Below are 19,607 nucleotides of genomic sequence, written 5' to 3'. Positions count from 1 at the left end.
AGGCGTCGATCACCATGAACATCAGGCAACACCGGCCATTGGTTCGCAGGGACGTCCCGCTCTGGTGGGCGGCAGGTGCGCTGTGCGCGGCCCTGTCGGCGTCGGCTCCGGCCTGGTCGGCGGATCTGCCGCCGCCCGCCAGCGTGCACCAGGCCGATCCGCTCGCGGCCGCGCGGCTGGCCCTGGCCGGGCAGCGCTGGGACGACGCGCTTCAAGAGCTGCGCAAGGTGCGCGCCGAAGGCAGTGCGGACTGGAACAACCTGATGGGCTACGCGATGCGCAAGCGCTCGCCGCCGGACCTGTCCGCCGCGCAGCGCCACTACGACGCCGCTCTGCGGCTGGACCCCGACCACAAGGGTGCTCTCGAGTACGCCGGCGAGCTGGCGCTGATGAAGGGGGACCTGGCCGCGGCCGAGGGCCACCTGGCCCGGCTGGTGCGCCTGTGCGCTGCGGGTTGCGAGGAACGCACGGACCTCGAACGGGCGATCGCCCGGTTCAAGTCGGCGGCCCCGCGCGCCCGGCCCTAGCCCGTGCGCTGGGGGTCGACGTCGACGGCCCGGCACGGGTCCCGGGCGCCCTGCAGGTGCCGAGCCAGCCCCGCCGCGCCGGCCCTCATCAGGCGCCGGTGATTCCAGCGGAACACCGGCGCCAGCAGTGGCGCGAGCCCGCGCATCCACGCGGTGGCCAGCTCGACGCGCCACACGTAGGTCACATCGGTGAATCCGTCGCGGCCGCGCAGCAGCCACAGCCCGTCGCCCCGCAGCGTGCCGCGCACGCGGCCGCGCAGGCGCTGGTGGTGCAGCACCTCCACCGTCTCCACGCTCAGGTGCAGCCGGTACGGCAGGCCGGTGTCCCAGTCCATCTGGCGCACGCTGCCCACGCCGCCGGGCGGCCCTTCGCGCAGCGTGCGCACCGCACGCAGGCCCGGCCACCAGCGCGGCCATTGCTCGGGTTGCACCAGTGCGGCCCACACCGCGTCCACCGGTGCCTGCAGGCGCCAGTGGCTCACCAGGTCGAAGTGGCGGGTCGTCATGCCCTGCCTACGGCCCGCGAGCACCCCCGGATGCGGTCCGGGCCCGCGGGCCATGACCCTTCGCCGGCGTCGGGATTGCATCCGCCCCCGGGCCGGGGCGCGTAGAACCCGGTCGGAGCGCCTGCGCGCTCCCCTTGTCGCTGCCGGCCCGTTGCAGACCCTTCGCCCCGTCACCCGCCCTTCATGAACGCCACGCCATCGTCGCCCGCGGCCGGCCCCGTGCCGATGCCGGACGACCTCGACGACGAGGTCGCGGCTCGCGGCGCCGACGACGGGGACGGCGGGGACGGCGGGCCCGACGGGCGGGGCGACGATGCCGACGCGGCCTTCGACCTGGATCTTGACCCGGCCGCCGACGACCCGGCCCTCGACGACGCGTCCGCAGGGCCGGCCCATGCCGCACGCGCGGGCGCCGTCGCCATCGTGGACGACGCCTGCCTCGCGCAGTGGATCGACCGCATCGTGGCGCGCGACGAGGCGGCGCTGGCCGCGCTGTACGACGCCACGCTGTCGCGCACCTACGGCCTGGTGCTGCGCATCGTGCGCCGCGCCGCGCTGGCCGAGGAGGTGGTGGAGGACACCTACTTCCAGGTCTGGCGCCAGGCGCCCCGCTTCGACGCGGCGCGCGGCCGGGCACTGACCTGGCTGCTGGCCATGGCGCGTTCGCGCGCCATCGACGCGCTGCGCCGCGAGGCGCGGTTCCGCCACGACAGCCTCGACGACGACGCCGCGGCGGAGCCCGCCGACTCGCAGCCGGCGCAGGACGAGCTGCTCGCGGTGGCCACGCGCCATGCCGACCTGCACCAGGCGCTGATGGCGCTGCAGGCGCAGCCGCGCCAGCTGGTGGCGCTGGCGTTCTTCCGCGGCCTGAGCCACGAGGAGATCGCCAGCCACACCGCGCTGCCGCTGGGCACGGTCAAGTCGCAGATCCGCCGCGCGCTGCTCACGCTGCGCCAGCGTCTGGGCGACGCCGGCCTGCAGTCGCTGGCCTTCTAGCGGCGCCGCACCGAACCTTCAGCACACTCACGCACCATGGCTTCCGACCCCGCCGACCCCGACCGCCGCATCCGGCCCGCGCCGGACCTGCTGCCTGCCGAGCTGGAGCCGCTGCTGACCGAGCCCTTCGCGCAGGCCTGGGCGCAGGCGCCGCAGGGCGACACGCTGCGCGAGCGCCTGCTGCAGCGCGCCGCCGGCACGCACGTGGCCGAGGCCGGCATGCAGACGGTGCGCCGCCGCCAGGCGCCGCGCGATGAGGCCGCACCGGGCGTGCAGGTGCAGTGGCTCTACCGAACCGACGCCTCGCGTGCCGCGCGCCCCGGCGAGCCGCGAACGGCGCGCCTGTTCGACATCGCGCCGGGAGCCACGTTGCCGGCCGCCGCGCTGGGCCCGGCCAGCACCAGTACGCACCGCGAATGGCTGGTGCTGCAGGGCGCCGTGCAGGCGGTGCAAGGCGGCGTCGATCTCGGCCCGCGCGACTATCACGTGCTGCCCGCCAGCGCCGCCGCGCCCGACTGGCGCAGCGGGCAGGGTGCGCTGCTGTTCCTGCGCGAAAGCGACATCGCGGCCCAGCCCGGCGACGCGGCGCACTCGGTGCTCGACGGCGAGGCGGGCTGGCCCGACTACGCGCCGGGCATCCGCCGCCGCGTGCTGTGGCAGCGCGACGGCCAGGCCGCGCTGCTGTACCTGGCCGACCCCGGCGCGCAGGTGCCGGTGCACACGCACGGCCACGACGAGGAGTGCCTGATGGTGCAGGGCGAGCTGTTCCTCGACGACCTGCTGCTGCAGGCCGGCGACTACCAGCTGGCCCCCGCGGGCACCGGTCACCGCATCACCGAGACCGACACCGGCGTGGTGATCTACGCGCACGGCGATCTCGACCTGCGCTTCGTCTGAAGACCGGCCAGTTCAAAAAAGTACTTCCGGTTCGCATCCGAACCGGCGCCCCCTCCGTAGAGCAGTGACGGCCCCGGCGCAGCCCGCCGGCCGCAGCCCACCCGGCAGCGCCGCTGCCCTCACTGAAACCGGAGAAGACGCGATGAAGTTCAACCTGCGCACGCCCGTCGTGCTTGCCGCCGCCCTGGCGTGCCTCCCGCTGGCCATGGTGTCGCCCGGCGCCCAGGCCTCCAGCCACCGCGAGGCGCCGTTCATCACCAGCATTCCCAAGGTGGACGGCACCGACTTCTACATGTTCCGCAGCTACGAGGCGGGCCGCAACGGCTACGTCACGCTGATCGCGAACTACCAGCCGCTGCAGGACGCCTACGGCGGCCCCAACTACTTCTCGATGGACCCGAACGCGCTGTACGAGATCCATGTCGACAACGACGGCGACGCGCGCGAGGACCTCAGCTTCCAGTTCCGCTTCAGCAACACGCTGGCCGCGCAGGGGCAGGGCATCGCGCTGCCGGTGGGCGACAAGAACATCGCCATCCCGCTGATCCAGGCCGGCACGGTGGCCAACCGCGGCGACGCCACGCTCAACGTGGCCGAGACCTACACCGTCAGCGTGATGCGCGGCCACCGCCGCAGCGGCCAGTCGCAGGCCGTCACGAACGCGCAGGGCGGCGGCAGCACCTTCGTCAAGCCGGTGGACAACATCGGCGTGAAGACGCTGCCCGACTACGCCGGCTACGCGGCGCAGCACATCTACACCGTCAACGTGCCGGGCTGCAGCCAGCCCGCGCGCGTGTTCGCCGGCCAGCGCCGCGAGGCCTTTGCGGTGAACCTGGGCACGATCTTCGACCTGGTCAACGCGCCGGCGTCGGTGATCACCAACCCGGCACTGATCAATGCCGCGCCCAACACCGTGGGCGACAAGAACGTCACCACGCTGGCGCTCGAGGTGCACAAGGACTGCCTGAAGGCCGGCGCCAACGGCGACGACGTGATCGGCGGCTGGACCAGCGCAAGCCTGCGCCAGGGCCGCCTGCTCGACCCGAGCCCGCGCCCCGGCCACTTCAAGGGCGAGAAGGCCGGAGGTGCCTGGGTGCAGGTGTCGCGGCTGGGCATGCCGCTGGTCAACGAGGTGGTCATCGGCCTGAAGGACAAGGACCGCTTCAACGCCAGCGCGCCGCGCCAGGACGCGCAGTTCGCCGACTACGTGACGAACCCGAGCCTGCCCAAGTTGCTGGAGATCGCGCTCGGCCTGCCCGGCATCGCGCCCACCAACTACCCGCGCACCGACCTCGTCACCACCTTCCTCACCGGCATCGCGGGCGTGAACCAGCCGCGCAACGTGCAGGCCTCGGAGATGCTGCGCCTGAACACCGCCATCGAGCCGGTGCCGTATGCGCAGCAGAACCGGCTGGGCATCGTCGGCAACATCCTGGCCGGCGGCAACGACAACGCGGGCTTCCCCAACGGCCGCCGGCCCAAGGACGACGTGGTCGACATCGCGCTGGTGGCGATGATGGGCGGCTTGTGCCTGGCCAACGGCGACACCAATGCGCTGGGCTTCGGCGCCGCGTGTCGCCCGTCGGCGGTGCCGCTGGGCACCACCGCCTTCAGCCTGCACGACGCGGTGGACCAGGCCGCGGTGCCACTGCTGCCGGGCTTCCCGTACCTGAACACGCCGGTCCCCGGCAGCCGCTGAACCCTCGCCACAGGAGCACGACATGAAACACCACTTCCTGTGGGCCACGATCGCCGCCGGCGTCCTGCTGGCCGCCTGTGGCGGCGGCGGTGACACGACCGTCGCGGTCGATCCCGACGCGATGGCGGACATGCCGGCCAGTGCCGGCGCCACCGTGCAGGCCTTCCACACCGCGCTGACGCAGCTGCCGTCCAGCGAGCGTGCCAACCCGCTGTCGCTGGAGCGGGTCACCCCACCCACCAGCGACACGGCCGAGCCGCAGGCGCTGGACTGAGCCATGGCACGCCGCGCCATCCCCAGGCTGCTGTTCGCGCTGCTGCTGGCCGCCGGCACGGCGGGCGCACACGCGCACGACACCTGGTTCGAGCCGAGGCCGGGCACCGCGCGCGGCGAACAGCACCTCGCACTGGGCACGGGCAACCGCTTCCCGGTGCACGAGGTCAGCGCGGGAGCGGCGTCGCTGGTGGCGGCGCAATGCCGCGACGCCGCCGGCCGCCGCGTGGCCCTGCGTGCCGGCCGCGACGGCGCCCGGGCGCTGCCGATGGTCGTGCGCGCCGCGCCGGGCACGGCGCTCACCTGCTGGGCCCGCCAGGCCGAGCAGTCGCTGACGCTGGCGCCGGCGCTGGTCGACGTCTACCTGGACGAGATCCGCGCGCCGGCCGCCGTGCGCGAGCGCCGCGCGGCGCTGGCCGCGCGCGGCGTGCCGTGGCAGGAGACCTACACCAAGCACGCCCGCATCGAGCTCGGCGCCGGTGTCGCGCAGCCGGTGCCGCTGGGCCTGGACATCGTGCCCGACGGTGCCGTGCCCGCGGCCGGCGGCATGCTGGGCTTTCGCGTGCTGTGGCAGGGCCGGCCGCTGCCGCAGTTCGCGGTCGAACTGGTGCATGCGGGCAGCGGCCTCGGCTTCTGGCTGCTCACCGACGCGGCCGGTCACGCCCGCGTGCCGGTGCCGCTGCCCGGCGACTGGCTGCTGCGCGGCACGCACCTGCGGCCGCATCCGCAGCAGGCCGACGCCTGGCAGAGCGACTTCGTCACGCTGGCGTTCGGCGTGCTGCCCTCGCCCGGGCTTCTGTAATGAACCGTCGATCCCGACGACTGACGCAGGCAGCGCTGCTTCCTGCCCTGCCGCACACCGCGGCGACCCACGAACAAGGAGTTCCCATGCCTTCCGTTGCCTTTCTTCGCCCGGCCCCGTGGCTGGCCACCCCGCTGCTGGCCGGCGCTGCGCTGATGCTGGCCACGCCCGCGTCGGCCCAGGTCGACCCGAACCGCTTCATCGACCAGTTCGAGGCCACCTTCGGCAAGTCCGAGGGCTTCCGCCGATCGGGTGCCAAGGGCATCTGCGCCACCGGCGAGTTCGTCGGCAGTGCGCAGGGCCGCACGCTGTCCACGGCCTCGGCCTTCAGCGGCCGGCCGGTGCCGGTGATCGTGCGCTTCTCGGTCGGCGGTGCCAACCCGAAGGCGCCCGACAACACCCGCGGCCAGCGCAACCTGGCGCTGCAGTTCAACCTGCCCGACGGCGAGGTCTGGCAGATGGGCAACATCTCGGCGCCGGTGTTCGGCGCGGCCACGCCCGAGCAGTTCCTCGGCCGTCTGCAGTCGCTGCAGCCCGACCCGGCCACCAAGGCGCCGGACCCGGCCAGGGTCAAGGCCTTCGCCGACGCCAACCCGGAAGTGCTGCTGCAGGGCCGCCACTTCGCCGGCGAGCCGGTGCCGGCCAGCTTCGCGTCGGTCAACTACTGGGGCGTGCACGCCTTCGGCTTCGTCAACGCGCGCGGCGAGCGCCAGTTCGGCAAGTGGATCTTCGAGCCCGTGGGCGGCACGCAGGGCCTGACCGACGACGAGGCCAAGGCCAAGGGCCCGAACTTCCTGTTCGACGACCTGCGCCAGCGCACGGCCGCCGGCAACGCCGCCTTCGACTTCAACCTGCAGCTCGCGCAGCCCGGCGACCGCATCGACAGCGCCGTGCATCCGCTGCCGGCGGACCGCCGCAAGGTGACGCTGGGCCGCCTGACGATCAAGTCGGTGTCGGCCGACGCCGAGGGCGAGTGCCTGCGCATCACCTACGTGCCCACGGTGCTGCCCAAGGGCGTGGAGCCGTCGGCCGACCCGATGCTGGCCGCGCGCGCCGCGCCCTACGGCGTGGGGCTGGCACGGCGCCTGGGCGAAGGGCCGAAGCAGTAGCGAACGGTCGGCGCTGGCGGGCCCGGCGACCGCCCGGTCAGCCGAGCCCCAGCGCCTTGCGCGCCAGCGCCACGAACTGCGCGCGCTCGCGCGGCGTCAGCGGCGCCAGGATGTCGTCCTGCAGCGCCTGCACCACCGGGCGGCAGGCGGCGAGCAGGCGCCGGCCCGCGGGCGTGAGGCGCAGCTGTCGCACGCGGCGGTCGTCCTCGCCGACAGCGCGCTGCACCAGCTGCTTCTGCTCCAGGCGGTCGACCACGCCGCCGATGGTGGCGCGGTCGAAGCTGATGGTGGCGGCGAGGCTGGCCTGGTCGATGCCCGGCTGCTCGGCGATGGCGTCGAGCGCCGCGAACTGCACCGACGTGAGGTCGAAGCCCGCGGCCTGGGTGCCGGCCTGGAACACCTGGGTCGACTGCTGGTGCAGCCGCCGGATCAGGTGACCGGCCATCTCGATCCTGTCCATCGCAGCCTCCGTCGCGCGCGGGGCGGCGCGCGGTTTGACGATTATCGTATGCATGCATATCATATGCAAGCTGCCGATCCCGCCGGCACGCGTCCTTGCAGGGGGTACCGCATGCAGTTCCACGTCGACGGCTTCCGGCCCGGCGATCCCGACGACCACCCGGCCGCGCCCGGTCACCGCCGCGCGGGCGACCCGCTGCCCGCCACGGTGGACGTGCTCATCGCCGGTTCCGGGCCCGCGGGCCTGTGCCTGGCGGCCCAGCTGGCCCGCGTGCCGCAGATCCGCACCCTGCTCGTCGAGCCCCGGCCGGGCCCGATGGAAAAGGGCCAGGCCGACGGCATCAGCGTGCGCTCGATGGAGATGTTCCAGGCCTTCGGCTTCGCCGAGCGGGTGATGCGCGAGTCGGTGTGGATCAACGAGACCACCTTCTGGGCGCCGGGCGACGCCGCGCCGCTGTCGCGCGTGGCCCGCGTGCAGGACGTGCCCGACGGCATCTCCGAGATGCCGCACGTGCTGATCAACCAGGCGCGGGTGCACGACATGTTCCTCGACCTGATGCGCCGCTCGTCGACGCGGCTCGAGCCCGACTACGGGCTGCGCGTGGCGGGCCTGTCGGTCGACACGGCGGCCACCGAGTACCCGGTCACCGTGACGCTGGAGCACACGGCGCCGGGGCGCGAGGGCCGCACCGAGACGCTGCGCGCCAACTACGTGATCGGCTGCGACGGCGCGCGCTCCACCGTGCGCGGCGCCATCGGCGGTGCGCTGCACGGCGACGCCGCGCACCAGGCCTGGGGCGTGATGGACGTGCTGGCCACGACCGACTTCCCGGACTGGCGCATGAAGTCGTTCGTGCGCTCGCAGCACGAGGGCATCCTGATGGTGCTGCCGCGCGAGGGTGGCCACCTGGTGCGGCTGTATGTCGAGCTGGACCAGCTCGGCGAGCACGAGCGCGCCGCCGACCGCGGCATGGGCGCGCAGGACATCATCGCCAAGGCGCAGCGCATCTTCCAGCCCTTCCGCCTCGACGTGAAGGAGGTGGTGTGGTGGTCCATCTACGAGATCGGCCACCGCCTGACCGACAAGTTCGACGACGTGCCCGCGGCCGAGGTCGCCACGCGCTCGCCGCGCGTCATGCTGGCCGGCGACGCATGCCACACCCACAGCCCCAAGGCCGGGCAGGGCATGAACGTGTCGATGGGCGACACCTTCAACCTCGGCTGGAAGCTGGTGTCGGTGCTGACCGGCCGCGCCGACCCGTCGCTGCTGCACAGCTACTCCGGCGAGCGCCGCGCTGCCGCCAAGGGCCTGGTGGACTTCGACCACCAGTGGGCGCGCGTGGTGGGCGCGCGCGACGAGGCGCCCGCCACCGACGGCCTGCCGCGCGTGGCGCGCGAGTTCGTCAACAACCTGCCCTTCACCTGCGGCCTGACGATCCGCTACGAGCGCAGCGCGCTCACCGGCGAGGCCACGCACCAGGGCCTGGCGCCGGGCTTTCCGATTGGCATGCGCTTCCACTCGGCGCCGGTGGTGCGGCTGGCCGATGCGAAGCCGATGCACCTGGGCCATTGCATCGAGGCCGACGCGCGCTTCCGGCTGTTCGTGTTCGCGCCGGCCGGCGACACCGGCGCGCCCGGGGGCGAGGTTGCCGCGCTGTGCCACTGGCTGGTGCACGACGCCGTGTCGCCGCTGCGCCGCCACACCGCGCCGGGCGAGGACCCGGACGCGGTGATCGACACCCGCGCCGTGTTCCAGCAGGGCTTTCGCGACCTGGAACACGCTGCCATGCCCGGCCTGCTGCGCCCCGCGGTCGGCCGCCTCGGCCTGTGCGACTACGAAAAGGTGTTCTGCGCCGACCCGCGCCGCGGCGAGAACGTGTTCGAGATGCGCGGCGTGGATCGGGCTCAGGGCTGCCTGGTCGTCGTGCGCCCGGACCAGCACGTGGGCCACGTGCTGCCGCTGCAGGCGCGCGCCGCGCTGGCGGCCTACTTCGCCGGCATCCTGCGCGTGCGCGGCTGACGCCCGCGGTCCGGCGCGTGGAGGCGGGCGACGGCCGCGGCCTCCCGCGCCACCGCGCGCCGCAGCGAGGCCGGGGCCAGCACCTCCACCTCGGTGCCCAGGCGCAGCAGCTGGCGCGCTGCATAGGCCTCGGGTTCGACGGGCAGCTCGGCCTCGATCCAGCCGCGACGGTGCGCCGGGCGCTGTGTGGCCTGCGCCCACTGCGCTGCCGCCGGCTGCACCGCGCGCAGCAGGCGCAGCCCTTCCTCGGACAGCCGCACCGTGGCGCGGTGCGCCATCAGCCGGGCCTCGAAGTCCGCCACCGACGCCGGCCAGTGCGCCGCCAGCACGAATCCCGCCGGCCGGCGGGCCGGCTGCGGCAGCACGCGCAGCGTGCGGATGCCGCTGGCGCGGTAGGTGCGCGGCGCGGCGCCGCGCCCGGGAGCGATCGCCACCAGGTACCAGAGCCCGCCCTTGAGCACCAGGCCCAGCGGCGACAGCGTGCGTTCGGTCTCGCCCTGCCAGCTCTCGTAGTGCAGAAGCACGCGCCGACCCTGCCACACGGCATGGGCCAGCTCCGGCAGCAGCGGCAGCGCCTCGGGCCGGTGGTACCAGGGCAGCGGGTCGACGTGGAAGCGCTCGGCGATGCGCCCCGCGTCGGCCGCCGCGTCCGGCGGCAGGCTGGCCAGCAGCTTGAGCTGCACGTCGGCCGCCTCCACGCCCAGACCCAGGTCGCGCGCGGCCCCGGCCAGGCCGGCCAGCGGCACGCTGCGCGCCTCGGGCGCCGTCAGGCCGGTGAGCTGGGTGCGCCAGCCCTCGGCCAGCACGATGCCGCCGCCGCGCCCGCGCTGCGCATGCACCGGCACGCCGGCGGCGCTGAGCGCGTCGAGGTCGCGGTAGATGGTGCGCACGGCCACCTCGAACTCGCGCGCCAGTTCCGACGCGGCGATGCGACCGCGCAGCTGCAGCCTCAGCAGGATCGACAGCAGACGGCTCGAGCGCATGCCGGCAGATTAGCTGACATTCGGTGACAGGTTAAGTGGGACACGATGGCGCCATGACCGTCACCCCGACCCCACCGGTCGCGACCCTGCCCGGGCGCCGGCAGTGGATCGTCGCCGCCGCCGCCACGGCCGCCGCCGCGCTCGCGGCGCCGCGCGCCCCCGCCCGCACCCCCGACACCGCAAGGACCGCCATGCCCGACGACTCGATGATCGACGCCGATCCGCCGCGCTTCGACGCGGTGCCCGCCCTGCCGGCCACGCCCACGCCGGGCCGGCCCGGCGACTTCGCGTTCCTCGACGGGCGCTGGCGCATCCGCCACCTCAAGCGCCGCGCCACCGGCTGGGACCGCTTCGAGGGCGAGGCGCGCTGCTTCAGCATCCTCGGCGGCATCGGCAGCGTCGAGGAACTGCTGATCCCGGCACGCGACTTCAGCGGCCTCGGGCTGCGCATGCTCGACGTGGAAAAGCGTCAGTGGTCCGACCACTGGGTCAACGCCAAGAGCGGCGTCGTCACCACGCCGGGGCAGACCGGCAGCTTCGAAAGCGGCGCCGGCCTGTTCGCCAGCACCTACGAGGAGCAGGGGCGCACCATGCACTCGATGGGCATCTGGGACCGCATCGGCGACGGCGTGTGCCGCTGGCGCCAGGTGTACTCCGCCGACGGCGGCCGGACCTGGGAGCACGACTGGGTCATGCACTGGCGCCGCGTTGGCTGACGCCGCGGGTCAGGGGCGTCTTCTCAGGCGTCGAAGGGCAGCGCCACCACGGTGTCCAGCGACACCTTCACGTCGGCCGTGGGCACGATCACCCCGCTGATCGCGTACTGCGGACGGGCCGTGTCGCGCCGCTCGGGCTCGGCGTGCTGCCGGCGCTCGGCGCTCATCAGCGCGGCCACCACCGGCGTGTGCGCAGCCGCGCCGCGGCGCACCACGATGCCCACCTCGCCCGAGGCCAGGCGCACGAAGGTGCCCGGCGGGTAGAGGCCGAACTCCTTGATCAGCGCCGCGGCCACCGGGTCGCGCGGCGACTCGGCGTACAGCGTGCGCGCCGCCAGGTCGGCGGCCATCGCCTCGCGGCTCAGGCGCGGGCTGAGCTTGGCGGTGTAGATGTCGCACTGGCGGATCAGCTGCGACAGCGGTGTCAGCTCGCGCAGCGCGTCGGGGTAGCCGCTGCCGTCGGGCACCTCGTGATGCTGCTCCACCGCCGTCAGCCAGTCGGCGTTGGCCACGCCCGCCTCTTCCAGCATGCGGCGGCTGCGCCGCGGATGGGTCCGGATCAGCTCGCGCTGCTTGGCCGTCGGGCTGGTCACCTGCGTGGCCAGGTCGCCCTGCAGGTCGAGCATCGACACGTTCATCGTCAGCGACGCCTTGAACGCCAGCTCCAGCGCACCCGCGTCCCAGCCCAGTCGGTGCGCCGTCATGAAGGCCGCGATGGCGCAGTGGATCGAATGGTTCACGCCGTACTGCGTGGGCATGTTGCCGTGCTGGCGCAGCACCTGGAACAGGGCGAGGTCGCGGTCGCGCTCGACCAGACCGAGCAGCGGCTGCGACACGTCGTCCACCACCGCCTCGAAGCCTTCGGACGGCAGGCGCACCAGCGCCCGCTCGACGCACTCGATGGTCTCGGCCCACAGCGCGGGCAGGGCCTCGCGCGGGGCCTGCCGGATGCGGTCGGTGGTGCTCTGCAGCTCCTCGATGTCGACGAGCATGCCGCGCTCGAACAGCGAGCTGAGCTGTTCGCGGCTGACGATCATGTGGCCCCGGGCCAGCAGCAGGGTCTCGTCGCCGTTGCGCACGTTGAACGGCAGCGGCAGGCCCACCTGCAGGCGGTGGCGCACGGTGTCCAGGCTGATCAGTTGCATGGGGTTGTGGCTGTGCATCACGGGCGGCACGCCGGTGCCGGCCCGTCGTGGTGGCTTTCGACGCCCGCGCCGCGGACTTGATGCGTGGCCGCGGCGGCGCGCGCCGGGGTGCGGCCTATGTCACGCCGCCGGGCCGAGGAAGAACTCCACCGCGCGGCCGACCACCCAGGGCACGATGACGTGGTCGCCGTCGAAGGGCTGCAGCGTCAGGTCGTGGCCGCTTTCGAGCAGGCGGCGCGCGTGCGGATGGGCGCTGGTCTCGATCGGCAGCTGGCTGTCCGAGCGGCCGTGGGCGATGAACACGCGCGGCTTGCCGGCCTGGGTGAAGGTGTTCATGAAGCCGGCCGACAGCGCGATGACGTGGCTGGCCACGTCGCCGTTGGTCACGCCCACGCTGAGCGCATAGCTGCCGCCGTCGGAGAACCCGGCGAAGGCCAGCCGCGCCGGGTCGATCGCGAAGTGCGAGGCCACGGTGGCCAGCGCGCCCTCGAGCCGCTGCAGGTCCGGGCCGTGGCCGCCGACGACGATGTCCCAGGTGACGAACATCGACTGCGGCGCCAGCAGCAGGAATCGCCGGGCCCGTGCGTGCGGCACCAGGTGCGGCAGCACGCGGTTGGCCTCGCCACCGGCGCCGTGGAACATCACCAGCAGCGGCACCGGTTCGCCGGGGACCAGGCCCTCGGGCACTACCAGCACCGCCTCGCGGCCCTCGGGAAAGGCCAGCCCGTGGCGGCCGGGGGGCAGCGGCGCCTCGGTGGGTGCGGCGCCGGGCCGCCAACCCATGCGCCCGCCGAGCGGGCCGTCGACGATGCCGGCGGCCAGGCCGGGGTCGATCATGCGCCGGCCCCCGGCGCGCCGCCGATGCCGCGGAAGACCGCGCACTGCGCGAACGACTCGGCCGAGAGCGGCTGCCCGCGATGGCGGCAGAACTTGCTGGTGAGCTTGAGCAGCTCCTTGATGTCGCGTCCGCTCGCGCCGGCGTAGTCCGTCAGCAACTGCTCCACCAGTGCGTCGGGCAGGTCCACGCCCAGCTGCGCGGCCAGCGTGCGCCACAGGCGGCGCGCGTCGTCCGGGCCGGGCGGCTGGTAGTCGATGACCGCGATGCAGCGCGACAGGATCGCGTCGTCGATGTCGCCGACGCGGTTGGTGGTCATGAACAGCAGGCCGCTGAAGTACTCCAGCGTGCGCAGGAACTCGGCCACGATGGCGTTGTGCTGCAGGTCGTTGTCGCGCCGGCGGATGTAGACGTCGGCCTCGTCGAGCAGCAGCACGCAGTCCCAGCGCGCGGCGCGCTGCAGGATGCCGGTGAGCGTGGCCTCCACCGAGCTGGCGGTCACGCCGAGCTGGCCCGAGTGCACGCGGTACAGCGGCTTGCCGACCACCTCGGCATACACCTCGGCCGTCAGCGTCTTGCCCAGGCCCGGCGCGCCGCGGCACAGGATCGTGGTGCCGCCGGACTTGCCCGGCACCACGTCCTCCACCAGGAAGCGCCGGTCCGCGGTGAGGATGTCGATCAGGTCGCGCTGCGCCTGCGGCAGCACGAGGCGGTCGCGCAGGCCGGGCTGGTACTCGTACTCCTTCACGTGCTGCACGTGGACCCACACCGCGCGGTGCCAGTCGAGGTGGAACAGATGCAGGTAGCCGTGCTGCGGGATGCGGTCGAAGCCGGTGGCGATGCCGCTGCTGCGCCAGTAGTGCGGGTCGGCGGCGAGGTCGAAGCGGCGCTGCAGCAGCTCTTCGTCGTTGACGCAGCGCGCCGCCGCGGCCTCGGGCAGGCGCACGCATTCCATCGGCGCGCGTGGGCCGTCGCCGGCGCGCCAGAGGCTGCCGCCGACGGTGAACTGGGCGCCGAAGCGCGGCTGCAGGGCCATGAAGCGCTCCAGCTGCGCGTCGTACTCCTGCTTGAACTCCGGGCACTCCTTGAAGAAGCCGTGGTCGGCGAACAGGCCGGCCAGCGTGCGGCCGGGCAGGTCCTCGGCGTAGAAGCTCAGGCCCCAGGTCATGCCGGCGAAGCGCAGCCGCGGGTCGGTCGGCGGCTCGCGGCCGGCGGCCTGCAGCGTGTTGGCCAGCAGCCCCACCACGACGTACGGGTTGCTGTCGGCGGGCTTGACGAGTCGGATCGAGTGCACCAGCCAGGCCAGCAGCACGCCGTCCTTGCCGCGCTGGTAGAGCCAGCCGTCGATCAGGTCGCGCGACAGCCACTCGATCACGGCCGGCACGAACAGCTCCAGGCTCGGAATCGGCCGCAGCTGCTGCTCGCCGTTGAGGTTGTCCAGCGCGAGCAGCTGGAACACCAGGTCGCGCGCGCCGCTGGCCTGGCCGAGCTGGTACAGCAGCGTCAGCGAGGCGCCGTCGAAGTGGTAGCTGGACACGACGCGCGTGCCGCTGCCGCCTTCGGGGCCGCCGAGCTGAAGCCCGAGTGGCGACTGCGTGCCGACCAGCCCGCGCAGGGCCGTGGCCAGGGGTTGGGGGATCTCGAGTTCCACGTTGCCTGCGCCTTTCCGGCACCGATGCTAGCCGCTGCCGGCCGGGCCCTCAGCGCGGCCGCGCGCAGCGAAACCCGATGTAGACCACCGTGGTGGCCGGTGGCTTGGCCTGCAGATGGTCGGCGCGCATCTGGGCCGCGCCGTACCACCACGAGCCGCCGCGCGTGCGGCGCTCGACGCCGGCGCCGGTGGCGCCCGCCGGCTCGTCGACCCACTCCCACGCGTTGGCCGCCATCTCGTGCAGGCCGTTGACGCCGGCCGGCGTGCTGCCGGCACGCGCGTGGCCCAGGCCGCGCGACAGCGCCGCGCCGTGGCGCAGCGCCCGCTGCGCCGCCGCGTCGCCGCAGTCGCCCAGGCACTGCGCGCCGGCCGGCGAGTCGCCGGTGGGGTAGGCGTAGGTGCGCCCCTTGACGAAGGGGGCGGCGGGCGCATCGCGCGTCTCGGTGTAGGCCGCCGTCACCCACTCGGCGTCGGTGGGCAGGCGCCCGCCGGCCCAGCGGCAGAACGCCTGGGCCTCGTCCCAGTCCACGTGCACGGCCGGCTCGTCGTCGGCGGCCGGCCGTGGCCCGCCGAACGGGCGCTGCCAGGTCCAGCCGGGCTTGCGCGTCCAGCCGGCCTCGTACACCTCGCCGCCGCCGGCCCGTTCGGCGCGGGTCACGCGCCCGGTGGCGGTCGCGAAGCGCCGGAACTGGCCGATGGTGGTCTCGGTGCGGGCGATGTCGAAGGCCGCGCCGTCGGCCGGGCGCACGGGCATCCAGTCCAGCGCGGCGGGGTTGGCGGCCGGCGGCGTGGACGCGACCGCTGCGGGGGACAGCGCGACGGCACACAGCAGCGCGGCGAGCGGCGTGGCGTGAAGGGCGATGGAACCGGTCCGCTTCATGGCAGGGCAGGCAGGGGCGCGATGCGCCGGTCGCGGCACTCTATCGGGCCCGGCAAAGGCCCGGCCGGCGCGGGCCTTCGGGCGCTGGCACGATGGCGACCATGAGCACGCGCCAGACCGGGTTCAAGGGCAACAAGGCTGCCCTGCCCAGCAAGCCCTGCCAGGCCTGCGGCCGCCCGATGAGCTGGCGCCGCGCCTGGGCCCGCAACTGGGACGAGGTGCGCTACTGCTCGGACGCGTGCCGCCGCCGGCGCACGCCGGCGCGATGACCCGGCCCGCGCTGCGCCGCCTGGTGCTGGTGCTGGGCGACCAGCTCGACGCCGACTCGGCCGCCTTCGACGGCTTCGACGCCGCCACCGACGCGGTGTGGATGGCCGAGGTGGCCGAGGAGTCCACGCACGTGGGGTCGGGCCAGCCGCGCATCGCGATGTTCCTCGCGGCGATGCGCCACTTCGCCCACGGCCTGCGCGAGCGCGGCGTGCCGCTGCACTACACGCGGCTGGACGACGCCGGCGCGCCGCCGTCGCTGGCCGACGCGCTCGGCCGCGACGTCGCCCGGCTCGCGCCGGACGAACTGGTGCTGGTGCGGCCGGGCGACTGGCGCGTGCTGCAGGCGCTGCAGGCCGTGGCGTCGGAGCATGCGGTGCCGCTGACGCTCCTGGAGGACCGGCACTTCTTCAGCACGCCGGCCCGATTCGAGCAGCATGCGCGCGGCCGCAAGCAGCTGCGCATGGAGTACTTCTACCGCGAGATGCGGCGCGAGCACGGCGTGCTGATGGAACCCGACGGCGTGTCGCCCGCGGGCGGGCAATGGAACTTCGACGCCGACAACCGCGAGGCCTTCGGCAGCGACGGGCCGCAGGACCTGCCGCCGCCGCCGCGCTTCGAGCCCGACGCCATCACGCGCGAGGTGATCGCGCTGGTGCGGCAGCGCTTCGCCGACCACCCCGGCCGGCTCGACAGCTTCGCCTGGCCGGTGACGCGCGAGCAGGCGCTGGTGGCGCTGCACCGCTTCGTCGACGAGCGGCTGCCGCAGTTCGGCCGCTGGCAGGACGCGCTGTGGCCGCAGCAGCCCTGGCTGTGGCATTCGCTGCTGGCGGCCGCGCTCAACCTCAAGCTGCTGTCGCCGCGCGAGGTGGTGGCCGCGGCCGAGGCGGCCTGGCGCGACGGCCGCGTGCCGCTGCCCGCGGCGGAGGGCTTCATCCGCCAGCTGCTGGGCTGGCGCGAGTACGTGCGCGGCATCTACTGGACGCGCATGCCCGGCTATGCCGAACTCAATGCGCTGCAGGCGAACGAACCGCTGCCGGGCTTCTACTGGACCGGCCGCACCGACCGCGCCTGCCTCGCCGACGCGATCGGCCAGACGCTGGAGCACGGCTACGCGCACCACATCCAGCGCCTGATGGTCACCGGGCTGTACGCGCTGCTGCTGGGCGTTGCGCCGCAGCAGGTGCACCGCTGGTACCTCGCGGTGTACGTGGACGCGGTGGAATGGGTCGAGCTGCCCAACACGCTGGGCATGAGCCAGGCGGCCGACGACGGCCTGATGGCCAGCAAGCCCTATATCGCCAGCGGCGCCTACATCCAGCGCATGAGCGGCGGCAGCCTGTGCGCGCGCTGCCGCTACCGGCCCGACCGCCGCACCGGCCCCGACGCCTGCCCGTTCACCGTGCTGTACTGGGACTTCCTGATGCGCCACGAGGCCCGCTTCGCACGCCATCCGCGGCTGGTGATGCAGGTGCGCAACCTGGCGCGGCTGGGGGCGGCCGAGCGCGAGGCGATCGCCGCGCAGGCCGCGGCCATCCGCGCCGCCGACGCGGCGGGCTGAGGCCCCGGCAGCCGCGCGCCGAGGCTCGGATCAGCCCGGCGCCAGCTTGTCGAGCAGCTCGACCAGCATCGCGTGCTCGGCGCGGCTCAGGCGCGACAGCATCTCCTGCTCCATTGGCGCCGCGGCGGCGGCGGCCCTGGCGGCCAGGCGCTGGCCCTTGTCGGTCAGCACCACGTGCTGCGAGCGGCCGTCGGCCGGGTTGCGCTCGCGCCGCACCAGGCCGCGCGCGGCCAGGCCGTCCACCAGCAGCGTGAGCTTGGGCGCCGTGACCGCGAGCGCGCGCGCCAGCCGCTTGGGCACCACCGGGCCGTTGGCAGCCAGCAGCATCAGCAGCGAGAACTCGGCCTTGCGCAGGCCCAGCGGCGTGCCGACATGGCGCTCGAACGATCCCACCGCGAGCGCCTGCGCCCGTGCCAGGTGAAAGCCCACCACCTGCGCCAGCGCGCCGAGGTCGAGCGGCTCGTCGCTGCGCGGGGGGGTCATGGCGCGGTCACGTCGGGCAGGGCGGCGTCGCGCTGCGCGATGCGGGCCCAGTGCACCGCCGCCTGCGGCAGCAGCCACTGCATGCCGAAGCGGGCGGCGTCGAGCCACTGCGCGGCGGGCCGCGCGCCGGGCTCGATGTCGGCAGCGGGGGCCAGCACCTGCGCGGCCAGCCGCGCCCAGGCCCAGGCCAGCAGCGCATGGCCCACGCCGGCCAGGTAGTCGTCGGCGGCACGCAGCGGCCATTCGGCGTCGCCGTCGGCCGGCGCCAGCAGTGCGGCGTCGGCGCCGGCCCAGGCGGCGAGCTGCGCGTGCAGCGCCTGCGCGAAGGGCGCGCCCTGCGGCAGCGCGGCGCAGGCGTCGGCGTCTCGGGCCAGCGTGTCGCGCAGCGCGGCGGCGGTGCGGCCGCCGTCGGGCAGCAGCTTGCGCAGCACCAGGTCCACCGCCTGGATCTCGTTGGTGCCCTCGTAGATCGGCGCGATGCGGCTGTCGCGCACCGCCTGCTCGATGCCGAAGTCGTGCACGAAGCCGTAGCCGCCCCACACCTGCAGCGCCTCGTCCGCGCTGCGGTGGCCGAGGTCGGTGAAGAAGGCCTTGGCCACCGGCGTCAGGAAGGCCACCGCGGCCGCCGCCTCGGCGCGCCGCGCGGCGTCCGGGTGGTGCTCGGCCTCGTCCAGCCACAGCGCCACGCGGTAGGCCACGAGGCGGCAGCCGTCGGTGCGCGCGCGCAGCGTGTGCAGCGTGCGCCGCATCGCCGGATGCCAGGCGATCGGGTCGGCGCCGCCGCCCGCGGGCGCGGCACCCGGCGGCCGCCGCACGGCGCGCATCTGCAGCCGCTCGTGCGCGTAGCGGTGCGCATTCTGCGTCGCGGCCTCCAGATGCCCGATGCCCTGCATCGCCACCTGCAGACGCGCCGCGTTCATCATCAGGAACATCGCGGCCAGGCCGCGGTTCGGTTCGCCGACGAGCCACCCCTCGGCGCCGTCGAAGCGCATCTGGCAGGTGGCGCTGCCCTTGATGCCCATCTTCTTCTCGAGGCCGTCGCAATGCACCGCGTTGCGCCGGCCGTCGGGCAGCACCTTGGGCACGATGGCCAGCGACAGGCCGCGCGTGCCGGGGGGCGCGTCGGCCAGGCGGCACAGCACCAGGTGCACGATGTTGTCGGTGAGGTCGTGCTCGCCGCCGGAGATGAAGATCTTCTGCCCGGTGACGCGCACCGGGCTGCCGTTGGCCGGCGCGGTGCCGTCGGCCGGCTCGGCGCGCGTGCGCACGAGGCCGAGGTCGCTGCCGGCCTGCGGCTCGGTCAGGTTCATCGTGGCCAGCCAGCGCCCGGTGGCCACGGGTTCCAGGTAGCGCCCGCGCAGCTCGGGCGTGCCGTGGTGCAGCAGCACCTCGTAGGCGCCGTGCAGCAGGCCGGGGTACATCATCCAGGCGTGGTTGGCCGAGGTGAGCATCTCGTACAGCACGGCGTTGAGCGACGACGGCAGGCCCTGGCCGCCGGCCTCGGGCGCGCAGGCCAGCGCCGGCCAGCCGCCGTCGACGAAGGCGCGGTAGGCGTCGGCGAAGCCCGGCGGCGTGCGCACGCCCTGCGGTGTCCAGGTGCAGCCGGCCACGTCGCCCGGCGCATTGGTGGGTGCCAGCACGTCGGACGCGAAGCGGCCCGCGGCCTGAAGTACGTCGCCCGCGGTGTCGGCGTCCAGGCCGTCGAAAGCGGGCATCTGCGCCCAGGTGGCGGGCGCGTCGAGCACGCGCAGCATCAGGTGCGCGATGTCGGCCACCGGGGCCTGATAGGTCCACATGC

The 19,607-nt window shown here is 74.2% G+C and carries 20 protein-coding genes; 11 read left to right on the top strand and 9 right to left on the bottom strand.

Features of this window, described 5'->3' with window-relative positions; all coding sequences use genetic code 11:
• The first annotated feature begins 14 nt into the window (after nucleotides 1-14).
• Nucleotides 15-527 (top strand): tetratricopeptide repeat protein, encoded by a 513-nt coding sequence (locus AC2EAQ_RS08260; protein ID WP_484641988.1) that lies wholly within the window; start codon nucleotides 15-17, stop codon nucleotides 525-527.
• Here AC2EAQ_RS08260 and AC2EAQ_RS08255 read toward each other — a convergent pair.
• Nucleotides 524-1,033, bottom strand: a complete 510-nt coding sequence (locus tag AC2EAQ_RS08255) for an SRPBCC family protein (protein ID WP_484641986.1) — start codon at nucleotides 1,031-1,033, stop codon at nucleotides 524-526. The genes AC2EAQ_RS08260 and AC2EAQ_RS08255 overlap by 4 nt on opposite strands.
• A 183-nt stretch (nucleotides 1,034-1,216) precedes the next feature.
• Here AC2EAQ_RS08255 and AC2EAQ_RS08250 point away from each other — a divergent pair, with 183 nt between their 5' ends.
• The 6 genes from AC2EAQ_RS08250 (at nucleotide 1,217) to AC2EAQ_RS08225 (ending at nucleotide 6,809) form a co-directional block, all read left to right on the top strand.
• Nucleotides 1,217-2,029, top strand: a complete 813-nt coding sequence (locus tag AC2EAQ_RS08250) for a sigma-70 family RNA polymerase sigma factor (protein ID WP_484641982.1) — start codon at nucleotides 1,217-1,219, stop codon at nucleotides 2,027-2,029.
• A gap of 36 nt (nucleotides 2,030-2,065) precedes the next feature.
• Nucleotides 2,066-2,926, top strand: coding sequence for a cupin domain-containing protein (locus AC2EAQ_RS08245; protein WP_484641980.1), 861 nt, complete (start codon nucleotides 2,066-2,068; stop codon nucleotides 2,924-2,926).
• Between the two features lie 142 nt (nucleotides 2,927-3,068).
• Nucleotides 3,069-4,625, top strand: coding sequence for a DUF4331 domain-containing protein (locus AC2EAQ_RS08240; RefSeq protein ID WP_484641978.1), 1,557 nt, complete (start codon nucleotides 3,069-3,071; stop codon nucleotides 4,623-4,625).
• A gap of 22 nt (nucleotides 4,626-4,647) precedes the next feature.
• On the top strand, nucleotides 4,648-4,899 hold the full coding sequence (locus AC2EAQ_RS08235; RefSeq protein WP_484641976.1) for a hypothetical protein: 252 nt from the start codon (nucleotides 4,648-4,650) through the stop codon (nucleotides 4,897-4,899).
• A 3-nt stretch (nucleotides 4,900-4,902) separates the two neighbouring features.
• Entirely contained in the window at nucleotides 4,903-5,700 is a 798-nt protein-coding gene (locus AC2EAQ_RS08230) for a DUF4198 domain-containing protein (RefSeq protein WP_484641974.1), read from the top strand.
• 86 nt (nucleotides 5,701-5,786) lie between these two features.
• Nucleotides 5,787-6,809, top strand: coding sequence for a catalase family peroxidase (locus tag AC2EAQ_RS08225; protein ID WP_484641972.1), 1,023 nt, complete (start codon nucleotides 5,787-5,789; stop codon nucleotides 6,807-6,809).
• Between the two features lie 37 nt (nucleotides 6,810-6,846).
• On the opposite strand, the gene AC2EAQ_RS08220 is transcribed toward AC2EAQ_RS08225, so the two are convergent.
• Nucleotides 6,847-7,269 carry a MarR family winged helix-turn-helix transcriptional regulator gene (locus tag AC2EAQ_RS08220; protein ID WP_484641970.1) on the bottom strand — a complete coding sequence of 141 codons (423 nt, stop codon included), beginning with the start codon at nucleotides 7,267-7,269 and terminating at the stop codon, nucleotides 6,847-6,849.
• A gap of 111 nt (nucleotides 7,270-7,380) precedes the next feature.
• Between AC2EAQ_RS08220 and AC2EAQ_RS08215 the strand changes: the two genes are divergently transcribed.
• Nucleotides 7,381-9,288, top strand: a complete 1,908-nt coding sequence (locus AC2EAQ_RS08215) for an FAD-dependent monooxygenase (protein WP_484641968.1) — start codon at nucleotides 7,381-7,383, stop codon at nucleotides 9,286-9,288.
• On the opposite strand, the gene AC2EAQ_RS08210 is transcribed toward AC2EAQ_RS08215, so the two are convergent.
• Nucleotides 9,255-10,271, bottom strand: coding sequence for a helix-turn-helix transcriptional regulator (locus AC2EAQ_RS08210; protein ID WP_484641966.1), 1,017 nt, complete (start codon nucleotides 10,269-10,271; stop codon nucleotides 9,255-9,257). The genes AC2EAQ_RS08215 and AC2EAQ_RS08210 overlap by 34 nt on opposite strands.
• A gap of 53 nt (nucleotides 10,272-10,324) precedes the next feature.
• Between AC2EAQ_RS08210 and AC2EAQ_RS08205 the strand changes: the two genes are divergently transcribed.
• Nucleotides 10,325-10,987, top strand: a complete 663-nt coding sequence (locus AC2EAQ_RS08205) for a hypothetical protein (protein WP_484641962.1) — start codon at nucleotides 10,325-10,327, stop codon at nucleotides 10,985-10,987.
• Nucleotides 10,988-11,010: 23 nt separating this feature from the next.
• Here the strand turns inward: AC2EAQ_RS08205 and AC2EAQ_RS08200 are convergent, their stop codons facing one another.
• From AC2EAQ_RS08200 to AC2EAQ_RS08185, 4 genes are all read right to left on the bottom strand, one after another.
• Complete coding sequence (locus tag AC2EAQ_RS08200; protein ID WP_484641959.1) at nucleotides 11,011-12,132, bottom strand: HD-GYP domain-containing protein; 1,122 nt, start codon at nucleotides 12,130-12,132, stop codon at nucleotides 11,011-11,013.
• Between the two features lie 120 nt (nucleotides 12,133-12,252).
• Nucleotides 12,253-12,969: an alpha/beta hydrolase gene (locus AC2EAQ_RS08195; protein ID WP_484641957.1), complete on the bottom strand. Its 717-nt coding sequence runs from the start codon at nucleotides 12,967-12,969 to the stop codon at nucleotides 12,253-12,255.
• Nucleotides 12,966-14,618, bottom strand: a complete 1,653-nt coding sequence (locus AC2EAQ_RS08190; protein WP_484641953.1) for an AAA family ATPase — start codon at nucleotides 14,616-14,618, stop codon at nucleotides 12,966-12,968. Before AC2EAQ_RS08190 ends, AC2EAQ_RS08195 begins: the two co-directional genes overlap by 4 nt.
• 49 nt (nucleotides 14,619-14,667) lie before the next feature.
• Complete coding sequence (locus AC2EAQ_RS08185; protein ID WP_484641951.1) at nucleotides 14,668-15,498, bottom strand: formylglycine-generating enzyme family protein; 831 nt, start codon at nucleotides 15,496-15,498, stop codon at nucleotides 14,668-14,670.
• Nucleotides 15,499-15,599: 101 nt separating this feature from the next.
• Here AC2EAQ_RS08185 and AC2EAQ_RS08180 point away from each other — a divergent pair, with 101 nt between their 5' ends.
• Both AC2EAQ_RS08180 and AC2EAQ_RS08175 read left to right on the top strand, forming a co-directional pair.
• Nucleotides 15,600-15,767, top strand: a complete 168-nt coding sequence (locus AC2EAQ_RS08180) for a DUF2256 domain-containing protein (RefSeq protein ID WP_484641947.1) — start codon at nucleotides 15,600-15,602, stop codon at nucleotides 15,765-15,767.
• Complete coding sequence (locus AC2EAQ_RS08175) at nucleotides 15,764-17,326, top strand: cryptochrome/photolyase family protein (RefSeq protein ID WP_484641944.1); 1,563 nt, start codon at nucleotides 15,764-15,766, stop codon at nucleotides 17,324-17,326. Before AC2EAQ_RS08180 ends, AC2EAQ_RS08175 begins: the two co-directional genes overlap by 4 nt.
• Before the next feature lie 30 nt (nucleotides 17,327-17,356).
• Here AC2EAQ_RS08175 and AC2EAQ_RS08170 read toward each other — a convergent pair whose 3' ends face one another.
• Both AC2EAQ_RS08170 and AC2EAQ_RS08165 read right to left on the bottom strand, forming a co-directional pair.
• The gene (locus AC2EAQ_RS08170; protein ID WP_484641940.1) at nucleotides 17,357-17,809 is read right to left on the bottom strand and encodes a MarR family winged helix-turn-helix transcriptional regulator; all 453 of its coding nucleotides are present in this window, start codon (nucleotides 17,807-17,809) and stop codon (nucleotides 17,357-17,359) included.
• A complete protein-coding gene (locus AC2EAQ_RS08165; RefSeq protein WP_484641936.1) occupies nucleotides 17,806-19,605 on the bottom strand; it encodes an acyl-CoA dehydrogenase family protein in 1,800 nt (599 codons plus the stop codon). The genes AC2EAQ_RS08170 and AC2EAQ_RS08165 overlap by 4 nt, the downstream gene beginning before the upstream one ends.
• Nucleotides 19,606-19,607: the final 2 nt, after the last annotated feature.

This window comes from Aquabacterium sp. T101 (assembly GCF_057219775.1).
The sequence above is the reverse complement of the archived record's forward strand: the minus strand, read 5'-3'. Positions and strand labels throughout refer to the sequence as shown.

What these genes read in the sequence shown, in the direction of transcription:
- AC2EAQ_RS08215 (WP_484641968.1), top strand. Translation starts at nt 7,381, where the DNA reads ATGCAGTTCCACGTCGACGGCTTCCGGCCCGGCGATCCCGACGACCAC.
- AC2EAQ_RS08225 (WP_484641972.1), top strand. Translation starts at nt 5,787, where the DNA reads ATGCCTTCCGTTGCCTTTCTTCGCCCGGCCCCGTGGCTGGCCACCCCG.
- AC2EAQ_RS08235 (WP_484641976.1), top strand. Translation starts at nt 4,648, where the DNA reads ATGAAACACCACTTCCTGTGGGCCACGATCGCCGCCGGCGTCCTGCTG.
- AC2EAQ_RS08165 (WP_484641936.1), bottom strand. Translation starts at nt 19,605, where the DNA reads ATGTGGACCTATCAGGCCCCGGTGGCCGACATCGCGCACCTGATGCTG.
- AC2EAQ_RS08170 (WP_484641940.1), bottom strand. Translation starts at nt 17,809, where the DNA reads ATGACCCCCCCGCGCAGCGACGAGCCGCTCGACCTCGGCGCGCTGGCG.
- AC2EAQ_RS08220 (WP_484641970.1), bottom strand. Translation starts at nt 7,269, where the DNA reads ATGGACAGGATCGAGATGGCCGGTCACCTGATCCGGCGGCTGCACCAG.
- AC2EAQ_RS08250 (WP_484641982.1), top strand. Translation starts at nt 1,217, where the DNA reads ATGAACGCCACGCCATCGTCGCCCGCGGCCGGCCCCGTGCCGATGCCG.
- AC2EAQ_RS08210 (WP_484641966.1), bottom strand. Translation starts at nt 10,271, where the DNA reads ATGCGCTCGAGCCGTCTGCTGTCGATCCTGCTGAGGCTGCAGCTGCGC.
- AC2EAQ_RS08255 (WP_484641986.1), bottom strand. Translation starts at nt 1,033, where the DNA reads ATGACGACCCGCCACTTCGACCTGGTGAGCCACTGGCGCCTGCAGGCA.
- AC2EAQ_RS08260 (WP_484641988.1), top strand. Translation starts at nt 15, where the DNA reads ATGAACATCAGGCAACACCGGCCATTGGTTCGCAGGGACGTCCCGCTC.
- AC2EAQ_RS08240 (WP_484641978.1), top strand. Translation starts at nt 3,069, where the DNA reads ATGAAGTTCAACCTGCGCACGCCCGTCGTGCTTGCCGCCGCCCTGGCG.
- AC2EAQ_RS08230 (WP_484641974.1), top strand. Translation starts at nt 4,903, where the DNA reads ATGGCACGCCGCGCCATCCCCAGGCTGCTGTTCGCGCTGCTGCTGGCC.
- AC2EAQ_RS08185 (WP_484641951.1), bottom strand. Translation starts at nt 15,498, where the DNA reads ATGAAGCGGACCGGTTCCATCGCCCTTCACGCCACGCCGCTCGCCGCG.
- AC2EAQ_RS08245 (WP_484641980.1), top strand. Translation starts at nt 2,066, where the DNA reads ATGGCTTCCGACCCCGCCGACCCCGACCGCCGCATCCGGCCCGCGCCG.
- AC2EAQ_RS08175 (WP_484641944.1), top strand. Translation starts at nt 15,764, where the DNA reads ATGACCCGGCCCGCGCTGCGCCGCCTGGTGCTGGTGCTGGGCGACCAG.
- AC2EAQ_RS08195 (WP_484641957.1), bottom strand. Translation starts at nt 12,969, where the DNA reads ATGATCGACCCCGGCCTGGCCGCCGGCATCGTCGACGGCCCGCTCGGC.
- AC2EAQ_RS08180 (WP_484641947.1), top strand. Translation starts at nt 15,600, where the DNA reads ATGAGCACGCGCCAGACCGGGTTCAAGGGCAACAAGGCTGCCCTGCCC.
- AC2EAQ_RS08205 (WP_484641962.1), top strand. Translation starts at nt 10,325, where the DNA reads ATGACCGTCACCCCGACCCCACCGGTCGCGACCCTGCCCGGGCGCCGG.
- AC2EAQ_RS08200 (WP_484641959.1), bottom strand. Translation starts at nt 12,132, where the DNA reads ATGCAACTGATCAGCCTGGACACCGTGCGCCACCGCCTGCAGGTGGGC.